This window comes from Parabacteroides sp. PFB2-10 (genome assembly GCF_029893085.1).
GTDB lineage: Bacteria > Bacteroidota > Bacteroidia > Bacteroidales > Tannerellaceae > QVMG01.
Genome location: NZ_JARXWI010000004.1, coordinates 53,624 through 66,855 on the forward strand (window position 1 = coordinate 53,624; position 13,232 = coordinate 66,855).

The window sequence follows — 13,232 nt, forward strand, 5'->3', positions numbered from 1 at the left end:
GCTTAAAACTCTTTTTTCAATCGTTCTAAGATTTCAAAAACTGCCGGGCAAGTCCCGGCATTTTTTATGGTCAGCGGGTAGATCTGATAGAATTTCTTGCGGTCGGTATGCGGATACTCGCGACAGGCACGCGGACGGTCTTCGTATATGCTGCAATAGTTGTCGGCACAAAGAAAAGGACAGGGCATCTCTTTGAATACATAATCATTGTCTTCGTCGATGCGCAGGTAGCGGGCAATCACCTCCTGTTGCTTGATCCGCAAGGCTGAGGCCATCCGCTCGATGTCACGATCGGTCAATCGCGGCCCCAGCGAACGGCAACAATTAGCGCACGCCAGGCAATCGATCTCCTCGAACACCTCCTCATGAAGTGCATGAACCACGTCATCCAATTCACGCATCCGGTTCTTTTTTATGTTCTTAAAGAACTGCCGGGTCTCTTTCTCTACCTTTTCGGCTTTTTCCTGTAAATCCATGTTAATTATAAATTATGAATTATGAATTATGAATTCGGGGAACATGAAATTCATAATTCATAATTCAAAATTCATAATTTCTTATTGTAGCGCCTGCTCAACATCCGCAATAATATCCTCTGCACACTCGATGCCGGTGGAGAACCGGATCAGGTCGGGAGCGATGCCCGCCTCTTTCAGTTGTTCATCGCTCAACTGACGATGCGTATGGCTGGCAGGATGAAGCACACAGGTACGCGAATCGGCCACATGGGTCACGATCGACACCAGTTTCAGGCTGTCCATAAACCGGATCGATTCCTCGCGTCCGCCTTTGAGACCGAAGCAAAGCACGCCACAGGTGCCGTCGGGCATATACTTTTGCGCCAGGTCATAGTATTTATCGCTTTTCAGTCCCGGATAGTTCACCCAGGCCACCTTCTCGTTCTTCTCCAGCCACTCGGCGACCGCCAGGGCATTCTGGCAATGTTGCGGCATGCGCAGATGAAGCGTTTCCAGTCCGAGGTTCAACAGAAAAGCATTCTCCGGCGCCTGAATAGATCCCAGGTCGCGCATCAGTTGTGCCGTCGCCTTGGTAATATAAGCGCCTTTACCAAATGCTTTGGTATAGGTCAGTCCGTGATACGAGTCATCGGGCGTACACAGCCCCGGAAACTTATCCGCATAGGCATCCCAGTCGAAATTGCCGCTGTCGACAATAGCGCCGCCCACCGCCGCCGCGTGTCCGTCCATGTATTTTGTCGTCGAATGGGTCACGATATCCGCTCCCCACTCAAACGGGCGGCAGTTGATAGGCGTAGGAAACGTATTATCGACAATCAGAGGAACACCCTGTTTGTGTGCGATGCGGGCAAACTTTTCGATATCCAAGACCATCACGCCCGGGTTCGACAGCGTCTCGCCGAACAACGCTTTGGTGTTCGGTCGGAAGGCCCGCATGATCTCTTCCTCCGAAGCATCCTGATCAACGAATGTACATTCGATGCCCAGTTTCTTCATCGTTACCGCAAAGAGATTGTAGGTTCCTCCGTATATGCTGGTTTGTGCCACAAAATGGTCGCCCGATTCGCAAATATTGAACAAAGCATAAAAATTGGCTGCCTGTCCCGACGATGTCAACATACCGGCCACCCCTCCTTCCAAGGCCGTGATCTTGGCCGCCACCGCATCGTTGGTCGGATTTTGCAGACGGGTATAGAAATAACCGCTCTCCTCCAGGTCAAACAAACGCGCCATCTGCTCACTGGTGTCATATTTGAATGTCGTACTCTGATAAATAGGAAGCTGGCGCGGTTCGCCCTTTTTAGGTTGCCATCCGGCCTGCACACACAACGTGCCCGGTTTTAATTTGTTAGCCATTGTTTTAAATCAATTAATTAGAATTATACACATCAACGTAGGGTGGCAAAGGTAGTGAAAATAAGTTAAGTGTTAAATACAGATTATTACTAAAACGTCCTCCCCACCTTTCCCTATTTTCCGACTTGAAGATTTTTCAATTTGCATTCCCTTCTTCGGAGAAGGCAAAATGACAAAATGATATTTCGGCAGGAGAATTTTTGCAAAAACCCGGGACTTTGGAGACAAACTCCCGGGAGAAACACTTTTTAACAGTACGGATAGTAAGCAAAAGGGTCGAGTTTTAGTTAAAATTGGCCTCTCTTGCTTACACTTCGATTTTTCATTTTCGCCCTATATTTCCACATTCTATAAAAAATGCAAAGCCTATATACGTCTGCCCTGAAAGGATGCCCGATGTGAATTTGTTTAGTTGAAAATCTTTACTACTTTTGTTTATCAAAAAACGGAACGATAACGAAACGGAAAAAACATATAAACAGGTAATCTTATGGTAGATATTAAGCAGTATGTAAAAGGAGCTGAAGAAAAAATGCAATCAGCTATCGAATATCTGGACGAACAGCTATCGCATATCCGCGCTGGCAAAGCCAATCCGAAGATTCTGGACGGCGTACGTGTGCCTTACTATGGGGGACTGGTGCCATTGAGCAATGTCTCTTCTATCAATACGCCCGATGCCAAGACCATCATTATCACTCCCTGGGAGAAGCCGATGATCAAAGAGATCGAAAGGGCGATCCTGAATTCGGATGTAGGTATTACGCCCGAAAACAACGGGGAGATCATCCGCCTGGGTATTCCTCCTCTGACGGAAGAGCGTCGTCGCCAACTGGCTAAGCAATCGAAGCAGGAGGCTGAAAACGCGAAGATCAGCATCCGCAACGCCCGTCGTGACGCAATCGACCTGCTCAAGAAAAGTGTGAAAGACGGTGTGCCCGAAGATGTAGAAAAAGATGCCGAAGCAGAAGTACAAAAGATCCATGATAAGTTTATCAAGAAAACGGATGAATTGTATGCTGCGAAGGAAAAAGAAATCATGACGGTTTAATTCTGCCCAGGCAGAATTAAACAATTATGAATTATGAATTATGAATGGGGCTCGCTCATAATTCATAATTCATAATTCTTTAATTTTCAATTAAAGAATGCGCGGCTTAGTCATCAAAAACACCGGTAGCTGGTACACCGTACGGACGGAGGACGGACGGGATATCGAATGCAAGATCAAAGGAAATTTCCGTCTGAAAGAGATACGGAGCACCAATCCTGTGTCGGTCGGCGACTGGGTGCATATCGACATCAACAACGAAGGCATGGGTATGATCCGGGAGATTGAAGACCGGAAGAACTATATCGTGCGCCGCGCTTCCAACCTCTCGAAACAATCACATATTATCGGGGCAAACCTCGATCAGGCGATGCTGATCGCAACCGTGAACTTTCCCATCACCACGACCATATTTATGGATCGCTTTCTTGCTACGGCCGAGGCCTATCAGGTGCCTGTGCGCATCGTATTTAATAAGATCGACCGTTACCGGGGAGAAGACCAGGCACGGCTGGAGGAATTGATCGCACTCTATGAATCGATCGGCTACCCCTGCTACCGCCTCTGTGCCAAAACCGGGGAGGGCTTCGAAGCCATCCAGGAACAACTGAAAGGGCGGGTGAGCCTGCTTTCCGGCCATTCGGGCGTAGGGAAATCCACGATTATCAACAAACTGGTGCCCGGAGTGGATTTGCGCACCAGCGATATCTCGGAATACCACAATAAAGGAATGCATACCACGACCTTCTCTGAAATGATCAGCCTGCCCGAAGGGGGATACCTGATCGACACCCCGGGTATCAAAGGGTTCGGTACGTTCGATATGGAAGATGCCGAGATATCCCATTATTTCCGGGAGATATTCCGGGAATCGACCCATTGCCGCTTCAACAACTGCACCCACCGCCACGAACCGGGCTGTGCCGTATTAGACGCGATCCGCGAAGAACGCATCAACGAGTCGCGCTATAAAAGCTACCTGAGCATCCTTTCCGACCGGGATGAGGGCAAATACCGGGAAGAATATTAGTATCGACTCCCAAATTCGGCTTACCTTTGTAGGTTTCAATATGTCCGAAGGCAACGATTGATGAATAACGACGAACTTATCTTGGTTTTATATGCGCACCGCTATTTCGGATGGAAATACGCGGTTTTTTCGGCTGAAAAGACGGAAAGTGGTAGCATGCGCATACTGGGTAGTCCCGATCCGGCGCAGGAAGAGAAGCGGGGACGCTCCCCCGAATGGCTCGAACTGATCCGGCGGGTAAACGAAGGCAGCGACCAGCACCTGATGAAACTCTATTCGCGCAAGAAGTCAATCACCGAATTCTACAAAGAGGTGACCGAAGAAACACTCGAACGTTATATCTATCCCCGGATCGAACAAATCAACCAGAAGGTGACCCAACTGGCTATACGAACCGGAATCCGTGCTTTTCTGCGGACGGATCTCTCGAACAATACCCTGTTTGTGCAAAACGAAATAGAGGTTTTGCCGGAAAAGACCACCTGCCTCTTCCATTTTGTGAAAGACGAACAGGAGGGATTGCGCTATTTCATTTCGCTTACCAACCGGGAAAAAGAGATCAATCTGAAGGGAAAACGGGCGGTGGTGTTATGCAACAAACCCTCGGTCGTATTGCTTGACAAAGAGATCCACACCATTGAGACGATCGACTCCAAGAAGCTCGAGCCATTCCTGACCAAAGATTATATCAGCGTGCCAGCGGCCTCCGAGAAGATGTATATACGCAACTTCGTGACCAAGGCTTTGTTGGAATACGATGTGCATATCGAAGGCATACCCGTTGCTGCGATTCGTCCTACGCGCCAGGCGAAACTGACGCTCGAGAAGGATCTGAATCAGGATGATGTGTTATTGCTTTCTTTCCTCTATCAGGGCAACCGCACCTTCTTTCGGGAAGACAAAACCCGGAAGGTGGTCGAACTAAAGGAGGAGAAGGGAGAGGTGGCTATCGAATGGTATATGCGCGACATAAAGTGGGAGGAGGAACTGGTTGGCATTCTATTGCGGGAAGGGCTGCAAAAAGAAGGAGTCAACCACTATGTGGCTCCGCCAAAAGAGGATCCCTACCGCCTGATCGAATGGCTTTACCAGAAGAAAGAGATACTGCAATACGACTTCGAACTGGAACAGACCGGCGAACAGGTTTATTACATCGGACCGATCCGGAAAGAGTCTGATCTGGACGAGAAGATCGACTGGTTTGAAGTCAACATCACGGTGGTGGCAGGCGCATTCCGCATTCCGTTCAGCCGTTTCCGCAAGCATATTCTCGAAGGGAGGAAAGAGTTTCTGTTGCCCGACAAGACGATCCTATTATTGCCCGACGAATGGTTTGTGAAATACACGGAACTGTTCCGCTATGGCAGGGAGAAAAACGACCGCCTGCAACTGAAAAAGATACATATAGGCGTCATGGCCTCCGCGCTTATGGAGGAGATCCCAGCCGATAAGCAGGAGCGGCTTCGCAAGCTCTTAGAGGTGCCGGTGCAACATCCTTCGCTGCCTTCCCAGTTGAAAGCGGAATTGCGGCCTTACCAGAAAGAGGGTTTCTATTGGTTGTCGCACCTCTATAATCATCACTTCGGGGGATGTCTGGCCGACGATATGGGGTTGGGTAAGACCTTGCAAATGATCACCCTGTTGCAATCGGTCTATGCCGAGGCAGACCGGAAGAGTGCCGCACCGGCAACAGGGCAGCTCTCCTTGTTCGATCCCTTCCGCTCTGCCTTGCCTGCCAGCCTGGTGGTAGCGCCTACCTCGCTGTTGCATAACTGGAAAAACGAACTGAAGCGCTTCGCACCCGAACTGCGGGTCTTTGTCTATGCCGGAACAAACCGGATGCGTTCCCACTCGGTCCGGGAGGTATTCGACCGGTTCGAGGTGGTGATCACCTCCTATGGTACGATGCGCAACGATATAGAATACATGGCTGCCTATCCGTTTCAGATGATTATACTCGATGAAAGCCAGTATATTAAGAATCCCTCTTCGGTTTCCTACAAGGCGGCCAAACAATTGCAGTCGGATCACCGCTTTGTATTGACCGGTACGCCGATCGAAAATTCCTTAGAAGATCTGTGGGCACAATTCCATTTCATCAACGAAGGACTACTGGGCAATTTCTCTTTTTTCAAGAAAGAGTATATCCAGAAGATCGGGAAAGAGAAACAGGAGGAGAGGGAAAAGCAATTGCGCCGGTTGATCTCACCGTTTATGCTGCGCCGCACGAAGGAAGAGGTAACGCCCGAACTGCCTCCATTGCTGCAGGAGGTGGTCTATTGCGACATGACGGAGGCGCAGGAGGAGGCCTATCTGGCCGAAAAGAACCGGATTCGCAACACCCTGTTGAAAGCAAAAGAGCATCCCGATCAGCGAAACAACACCTTTATTGCCTTAGAAGGATTGAACAGACTACGCCAACTGGCCAACCATCCGCAGATGATCGATCCCGGTTATAAAGAGGATTCCGGCAAGTTCGAGCAGATCATTCTCTTCTTCGAAAACCTGAAAGCACGCGGGCATAAGGTATTGGTCTTCTCGTCGTATGTGAAACACCTGAATCTGCTGGCGGAAAAGTTCGACCGGGAGAGGTGGAAGTATGCCATGTTGACCGGAGAGACCACCAAGCGGGAGGAGGAGATCGAACGATTCAGTAAACGCGACGACGTGCATTGCTTCTTTATCTCCCTGAAAGCGGGAGCAACCGGCCTGAATCTGACGGCGGCCGACTATGTGTTTATCATCGATCCCTGGTGGAACCCCGCGGCGGAGATGCAGGCGTTGAGCCGGGCACACCGTATCGGGCAGGAGAAACCGGTCATTGCCTTCCGGTTTATCTCCTCCAATACCGTAGAAGAAAAAATCATACACCTACAGGAAACCAAAACAGCACTATTCGAAACCTTTGTACAAAACAACAATCCGCTTTCCATGCTTAATTGGAACGAGATCGAGGAGTTGTTTTAGTGTGCGAATCAGCACGAAATTCGTGCGCTTACGCACGTACATCCTATACTCTTTATCCCTATATTTGCCTAACTTAAAGAGGAATGTATGAAAGAAGGCAAAATACTGATCGTTGATGACAACGAAGATGTTCTCTTTGCGCTCCACCTGTTGTTGGAAGCTTATGTGGGACAGATACGTGTGACCACGCATCCGGAAAAGATCGAGCAGTTTATGGAAGCCTATCATCCGGATGTGATTATCCTGGATATGAATTTCAAACGGGATGCCATCAGTGGGCAGGAAGGCTTTCAATGGTTGGAAAAGATCAAAACGGTCGATCCCCAGGTCGTAGTTCTTTTCATGACAGCCTATGCCGATACCGATAAAGCCGTTCGTGCCATCAAAGCCGGTGCCACCGACTTCATTCCCAAGCCCTGGGAGAAGGAGAAACTATTGGCCACCCTTTCGGCAGCGATGGAATTGCGCAAAAGCCGGACGGAGGTGCAGCAGTTAAAAGAGCAGGTCGCGGCATTGGGCGAGACGGCGCACGACAGTCAATATGAGATCATTGGCGAGAGCCAGGCGATGCAAGAGGTGTACTCGACCATTGAAAAGCTACGCGATACCGATGCCAACATATTGATACTGGGCGAGAACGGCACAGGCAAAGACCTCGTTGCACGCGCCCTATACCATCAGTCGCCAAGGGCTGAACGCATCTTCGTGGGTATCGACCTGGGCAGCATTCCCGAGCAGCTCTTCGAAAGCGAATTGTTTGGTTATGAGAAAGGTGCCTTTACCGATGCCCGGAAAGACAAATCGGGACGCTTGGAGGTCGCTTCGGGGGGAACACTTTTCTTAGACGAGATCGGCAACCTGAGCCTGCCGATGCAGGCGAAGCTCCTGACTGCCATTGAGAAGAGGGAGATTGTGCGATTGGGTGCCACCCGGACGATACCGATCGATGTACGATTGATATGCGCTACCAATATAGATATCCACGGCATGGTGGCCGAAGGGCGCTTCCGCCAGGACCTGCTTTACCGCATTAATACCATCGAATTGCATATACCGCCTCTGCGTGAGCGGGGATCGGATATTCAATTATTGGCCGATTACTTCCTGGCTCGCTATGCGCATAAATACAAAAAAGAGATAAAAGGCATTACGCGCGATGGGCGCAATAAGATACAGCAATACGGCTGGCCCGGCAATGTGCGCGAACTGCAACATGCTATCGAGCGTGCCGTCATACTATCCAACGGATCCATGTTGAGGCAGGAAGACTTTATGTTGCGCCCCGCCCCGCAGACAAGTAAGAACACCTCTGAGGAACTCAACCTCTCCCTTCTTGAAAAAGAGGCCATCGAACGGGCGCTCCGCCGGGCTGACGGCAATGTGACACGGGCGGCCGAACTGCTGGGCATCACACGCTTTGCCCTATATCGCAAACTGGAAAAATTAGGATTATGAGACATTCCATGGTCATCCTAAAGATAGCCGGGATCATACTATTATCGCTGGCCGCCGCTTACTTAGTTGTGAAGGGACTCTATTTCACGGCGATCATGGTCGGATTCGGCATCATGGCCTTGGGCATATCGCTCTACCGTGAGCAACAAAAGAGCCTGCGCCGCATGAAACAACTGATATCCAATATTCATTACGGTGACTTAAATGTTTCCTTCCCTATTCAGCCGGGGAAAGAATACGAAAAACAACTGATCGAGGCTATGAACGAAGCCCTGTCGGCCTTTCGCGACCGGCTCTATCAATCGGTCGTTTCGGAAGCGGAAACGGAAGCCTGGCAAAAATTGATTCGTGTATTGACGCACGAGATCATGAACTCTATCGCTCCCATCATCTCCCTCTCGGAAACCGTGACGGAGCGAGCAGAGCAGAATGGCATGAACGAAAAGGATTACGAGATCATGCTGCAGGCCATCCGCACGATCCATCGCCGAAGCAAAGGTTTGTTGGACTTTGTGGAGAACTATCGCAAGCTCACCCGGATACCGGTTCCCGTGTTGCAGCCATTCAGCGTAAAGCCGTTGTTTCAAGATATACAGGAACTATTGTATGCCGAGCAGATCACTTTTACCTATAATGTAAAACCCGACACCTTGCGCATGAATGCCGACCGTTCCCTGATAGAACAGGTATTACTCAATCTGATTAAAAATGCGGCGGAAGCCTGTAAAGAGGTAGAAAACCCGACAATCGAACTCGAGGCTTACCAGCGGGAAGGAAAAACCGTGCTTACGGTTTTCGACAATGGGGAAGGCATTGTTGCTGAAGCACTCGACAAGGTATTTGTGCCTTTCTTCACAACAAAAACAGGAGGATCCGGCATCGGATTAAGCATTTGCCGGCAGATCATCAACCGACACGGAGGCACCATTGCTGTGGACTCCATGCAGGGAAAAGGAACTTTGTTTACGTTGAAAATACCCAATCAACCCTCGTTGTCGTGATAGAGGTAGTCATCGATGAGATCCAATAACTTTTCGGGATTGATAGGCTTTGCCAGATAGTCGTTGAAACCGCTCTCTTTCACCCGCCGCTCGTCATCACCAAAGGCATACGCTGTTACGGCTATGATCGGAACCGTCGTGTTTAATTTACGGATCTCGGCAACCGCTTCATACCCATCCATATTTGGCATCTTGATATCCATCAGGATAATATCCGGATTGTTCTCTTTGAAAAGCCTTACTGCCTCTACGCCGTCGTGGGCATGATAGAGTTCAAAGTCTTTCAGCATGGATTTGAAAAGCGTGTAATTACTGCTGTTATCTTCTGCAATCAATAGTTTCAATCGTTTACCGTCGGCTTTCTGTATCACCTGAACAGCCGTTTTTTTCTCTTCACTCAGGATCGAATCGTCGTAATCCTTTGAAGAACGGATAATATTGTCAGGCAATGTAAACCAGAAGGTAGAGCCTTTGTCCAGTTCCGAATCGACCCCGATCTCGCCGTCCATTTTCTTTACGATCATCTCACAGATAGACAATCCGAGGCCTGTCCCTTGGGCAAAACTGTTTAGTTTTACAAACCGGGTAAATACCTGGCTTGCCCCCTCTTCCGACATACCGCAACCGGTGTCTTTCACATAGAAATAGATTATTCCGTCGCGGTGCTCGTAGCCGAAAGTGATGCTGCCTTCATCGGTAAACTTAACAGCATTGTTAATGAAGTTGTTTACCACCTGGGAAAGCCTGTTCTTGTCTGTGTAAATCATGAAATCAGGCTGCTTGTCGACGAAGGCTAAGCGCACACCCGGTTTCACCTTCAGGCGACCGGATTGTTCGATGTCCGAAAACAAACGGTTGACATCCACATCACCATAAACGAAATCTAAGGTACCGGCTTCAATCTTAGCCAGGTCAAGAATATCATTGATCAACTGCAGCAATAAATCATTGTTGGCATTGATCACGCTAATATATTCTTCCCGCTCCTGCTGGTCTTCGGTCACAGCCAACAAGCCCGAGAAACCAACGATCGCATTCAGGGGCGTGCGTATTTCATGGCTCATATTGGCTAAGAAGGCTGACTTCAGACGATCGGATTCTTCCGCTTTTTCTTTGGCTTGACGCAACTCATGCTCTACAATCTTCTGCCCGGTAACGTCTTCTTTCTTGAATACGACGCCCAACAGAGTGCCGTTATCATCAAAAACAGGAGTCGACAACACATGGATATAGATACCTTCTTCGTTGCAGTCACGGGTTACTTCAACCACTTCTCCCGTTTGCATAGACTTAACTACCGTACATCTGTCGCAATAAGGCAGTTTGCTATCTTTGGAAAGGAAACAGTTATCCGGTCCATATTGCGGACTGCAGGGATAATCGATCTGGTTTTGCCACTTCACCGAAAAGTCCGGCTTGATAAAACGGATCGACGACTGCATATTGTTCATGATAAGCACATTGTCCTCCTGCAGATCCACCAGGCTGTCTTTCATTTTTTTCATACGTAAGAAGAAAATAAAGACCATCACTAAGAATATGCCCAATACAGCCACCACGGCGATCAGGATTTCAAACCGGTATTTCGACAAGAAGTTCTCTTCATCATTGATCAACATATAATGGGCGGGTAGTAACTTCTTGTCAATTCCCAGTTCTTTCAATTTAACCGCGTCAAAGGTATAGACACTCGGTACAATTTCTGGCTTTAGCCTCTTATGATCCACCTTTCCGGAAAGAATATCATAGGCTTGCTTTGCCAAGTCTCTCCCCATATTGCGGTTGTCGTAGTCCGGGATATACCCGCCAACCGCCCAGTGACCCAGGCCGACCGCCGTCAGGGTGAACGTAGGAACGGAAGAGTTGGCGCTCATCATCGTATAGGTCGCATTACCTACAAAATGACCGTCGTTCACATCCACCCGCCAGGTTCCCATCAGGATTGCCGTATGCTCGGGCAGGTTGCGGATTTGTTCGACATTGTCATAGATACCGTTCACGCGTCCATCGATCAAAATCAGGTTATACCCCTTCAAACGTGTCAATTCCTGTTTGACAAACGCCTGAAGAGCAATCCCTCCGTAGGTGTTGTCGGTAATCAGAGCAATATTCTTTGTCTCGGGATACAGGTGATTGATCAATTCCAGGGTGTTTTCCACGTCGTATGAATACAAATAACCCGTCAGGGGAAACTCGCTTTCATACGTTTTGATATCTACATACTCCGGTTCCCATGTTTTCAGCTCCTCCGGAGTGATCTCCGAATCCGGTAGAATAATGGCGTTACGGCTGATCATACCACAAATAATAGGCACATCTTTCAAAGGAATCTCGTCTTGCGAAATATACGACGACCAGGCCTCTTGCCCGAGAATCAATATCAGACCCGGCTCGCGTTCTCCGGTATGCTTTTCCAGTAAATGCTTCATGCGCTCCTTCCATTCCGGCGCTTCGGGCAGACTCTTGCAGTTCATATTCTCCAACTCGATCGGCGCTTTTCCGCCCAACCGGTTATACTCTTCCATGAACTCTGCAATGTTGGCAGACATATTCCGGGTGTCCGGATTATAGGAACTGATGATCAGTATAGGTTTTGTATCATCCGCCCATACTTCAACAGGAAAAATTATCCCTAAAACGAAACATACGATAGCACATCGTAAAGACAATATAATGGAGCGTTTTATGACGCTTAAGCAATTAATCATCGATTAATAAGTAAATATGTTTATACAAATGTAAGAATAATTGGAAGAATCAACAAATTTGCCTTTAAAATCATAGCTATGAAGAAAATAGTATCTTTGCCCTATGATTCCCCAAGAACGAATTCTTACTAAAACAGAAGACGGCAGCCACACGCTGTTTATCCCCTCCATGAATGAGCATTATCATTCCACCAAAGGTGCCATTCAGGAGTCTACCCATGTGTTTATTCAGGCAGGATGGCAGGCAATGCCTCAGCAACGAATCCGCATACTGGAGATTGGTTTTGGTACGGGGTTGAATGCTTTTCTAACATTATGCGAAGCAGATAAATCAGAAAAAGAGATTGATTATTATGCTATCGAGCGTTTCCCGTTGGAAGAGAGCTTGATCGAGGAGCTCAATTACGCCAATGCGGTCGCGCCGCAGAAAAAAGATCTTTTCATATCATTGCACCGGGCACACTGGGGGGAAGCGGTAGCCATCACCGATCGGTTTTCGCTTTATAAGATGGAGGGGGATATCAATAGCTGTCAACTGCCGGAAGGGATAGACCTGATCTTCTTTGATGCCTTTGCTCCCGAGAAACAGCCGGAGATGTGGAACCTGCCATTGTTTGAAAAGCTCTACGCCTCGGCATCGCCGGGCGCTATCTTTGTGACCTATTGCGCCAAAGGCGAAGTGCGTCGCAACCTGCAAACGGCCGGTTTCCAAATGGAACGCCTACCGGGACCTCCGGGCAAACGCCATATGCTGCGCGGGAAGAAGCCATAAAAAAAGCGCTGACAGGCAGCGCTTCTATATTATGAAATGAATTGTTTTTTTACAATAGAGATTCTATTTTCTCTACAAATTTATCTTTTGTCGTAGCACCTACCAGTTTGTCGACCATTTTTCCGTCTTTAAAAAACAACACAGTAGGGATATTGCGAATGCCAAACTGACCTACCACATCATTGTTTTCATCCACGTCCATTTTGCCAATGGTTACACGTCCTTCATAGGCTTCTGCCAGTTCGTCAATAATGGGGGCAACCATGCGGCAGGGGCCACACCATTCTGCCCAGAAATCAAGAACCATAGGTTTGCCTGAGTTTACTAATTCTTCGAAATTTGCATCTGTAATCTGTAGTGCCATAATTGTTTATCTTTATATTTTATTAGTTAATTGTTCGTTTTGCGAAGCC

At 48.4% G+C, this 13,232-nt stretch carries 10 protein-coding genes; 6 read left to right on the top strand and 4 right to left on the bottom strand.

The features are described 5' to 3' along the window. Nucleotides 1-2: 2 nt before the first annotated feature. On the bottom strand, nt 3-476 hold the full coding sequence (locus M2137_RS04685; RefSeq protein WP_280765307.1) for a YkgJ family cysteine cluster protein: 474 nt from the start codon (nt 474-476) through the stop codon (nt 3-5). A gap of 81 nt (nt 477-557) precedes the next feature. After that, on the bottom strand, nt 558-1,835 hold the full coding sequence (locus M2137_RS04690; RefSeq protein ID WP_280765308.1) for an O-acetylhomoserine aminocarboxypropyltransferase/cysteine synthase: 1,278 nt from the start codon (nt 1,833-1,835) through the stop codon (nt 558-560). A gap of 490 nt (nt 1,836-2,325) precedes the next feature. On the opposite strand from M2137_RS04690, the gene frr reads away from it, so the two are divergent. The 5 genes from frr (at nt 2,326) to M2137_RS04715 (ending at nt 9,339) form a co-directional block, all read left to right on the top strand. Further along, nucleotides 2,326-2,886 (top strand): ribosome recycling factor, encoded by a 561-nt coding sequence (gene frr, locus M2137_RS04695; protein WP_280765309.1) that lies wholly within the window; start codon nt 2,326-2,328, stop codon nt 2,884-2,886. A 97-nt stretch (nt 2,887-2,983) separates the two neighbouring features. Continuing rightward, nucleotides 2,984-3,916: a ribosome small subunit-dependent GTPase A gene (rsgA, locus tag M2137_RS04700; RefSeq protein WP_280765310.1), complete on the top strand. Its 933-nt coding sequence runs from the start codon at nt 2,984-2,986 to the stop codon at nt 3,914-3,916. 60 nt (nt 3,917-3,976) lie between these two features. Continuing rightward, nucleotides 3,977-6,883 (top strand): DEAD/DEAH box helicase, encoded by a 2,907-nt coding sequence (locus M2137_RS04705; RefSeq protein WP_280765311.1) that lies wholly within the window; start codon nt 3,977-3,979, stop codon nt 6,881-6,883. A gap of 87 nt (nt 6,884-6,970) precedes the next feature. Continuing rightward, nucleotides 6,971-8,338, top strand: coding sequence for a sigma-54 dependent transcriptional regulator (locus M2137_RS04710; RefSeq protein ID WP_280765312.1), 1,368 nt, complete (start codon nt 6,971-6,973; stop codon nt 8,336-8,338). After that, nucleotides 8,335-9,339 (top strand): HAMP domain-containing sensor histidine kinase, encoded by a 1,005-nt coding sequence (locus tag M2137_RS04715; protein WP_280765313.1) that lies wholly within the window; start codon nt 8,335-8,337, stop codon nt 9,337-9,339. Before M2137_RS04710 ends, M2137_RS04715 begins: the two co-directional genes overlap by 4 nt. On the opposite strand, the gene M2137_RS04720 is transcribed toward M2137_RS04715, so the two are convergent. Further along, a complete protein-coding gene (locus M2137_RS04720; RefSeq protein ID WP_280765314.1) occupies nt 9,321-12,047 on the bottom strand; it encodes a response regulator in 2,727 nt (908 codons plus the stop codon). The genes M2137_RS04715 and M2137_RS04720 overlap by 19 nt on opposite strands. Nucleotides 12,048-12,150: 103 nt before the next feature. On the opposite strand from M2137_RS04720, the gene mnmD reads away from it, so the two are divergent. Beyond that, complete coding sequence (gene mnmD / locus M2137_RS04725; protein ID WP_280765315.1) at nt 12,151-12,819, top strand: tRNA (5-methylaminomethyl-2-thiouridine)(34)-methyltransferase MnmD; 669 nt, start codon at nt 12,151-12,153, stop codon at nt 12,817-12,819. A 49-nt stretch (nt 12,820-12,868) separates the two neighbouring features. Here mnmD and trxA read toward each other — a convergent pair whose 3' ends face one another. Continuing rightward, a complete protein-coding gene (gene trxA, locus M2137_RS04730) occupies nt 12,869-13,183 on the bottom strand; it encodes a thioredoxin (protein WP_280765316.1) in 315 nt (104 codons plus the stop codon). Between the last annotated feature and the right edge of the window lie 49 nt (nt 13,184-13,232).